Source organism: Wolbachia endosymbiont of Tuta absoluta, assembly GCF_059414725.1.
On record NZ_JBNRJY010000428.1, the window covers coordinates 1 to 329 of the forward strand.

Consider the following 329-nt stretch of genomic DNA (forward strand, 5'->3'; position numbering starts at 1 on the left):
AGACACCAGCATTGTCTTCGAAGTACATGACGACACCATCCATGCGGCGCCAGGGCGTGCGCTGCCTAACAATCACAGCAGGTAGCACCTTCTTCCTGAGGTCAGGTTTTCCCTTCTTAACTGTCGCCATGACCATATCACCAACACAAGCTGATGGCAATCGGTTAAGGCGGCCCTTGATCCCCTTCACCGAAATGATATAAAGGTTCTTAGCTCCTGTATTGTCGGCACAGTTCACTGTAGCCGCCACAGGTAGACCCAGCGACATCCTAAATTTGTTCCCAGCGGAACCTCCCCTACCTCGCTTCGACATTGTTGACGGGCTCCCC

1 protein-coding gene is annotated in these 329 nt (G+C 53.2%); it reads right to left on the reverse strand.

Annotated features, from left to right (window positions below):
- Nucleotides 1–268, reverse strand: a 268-nt coding sequence (locus ACJ5GX_RS04555; protein ID WP_495292749.1) for an uL14 family ribosomal protein, incomplete at its 3' end; no start/stop codon positions are given.
- Nucleotides 269–329 lie beyond the last annotated feature (61 nt).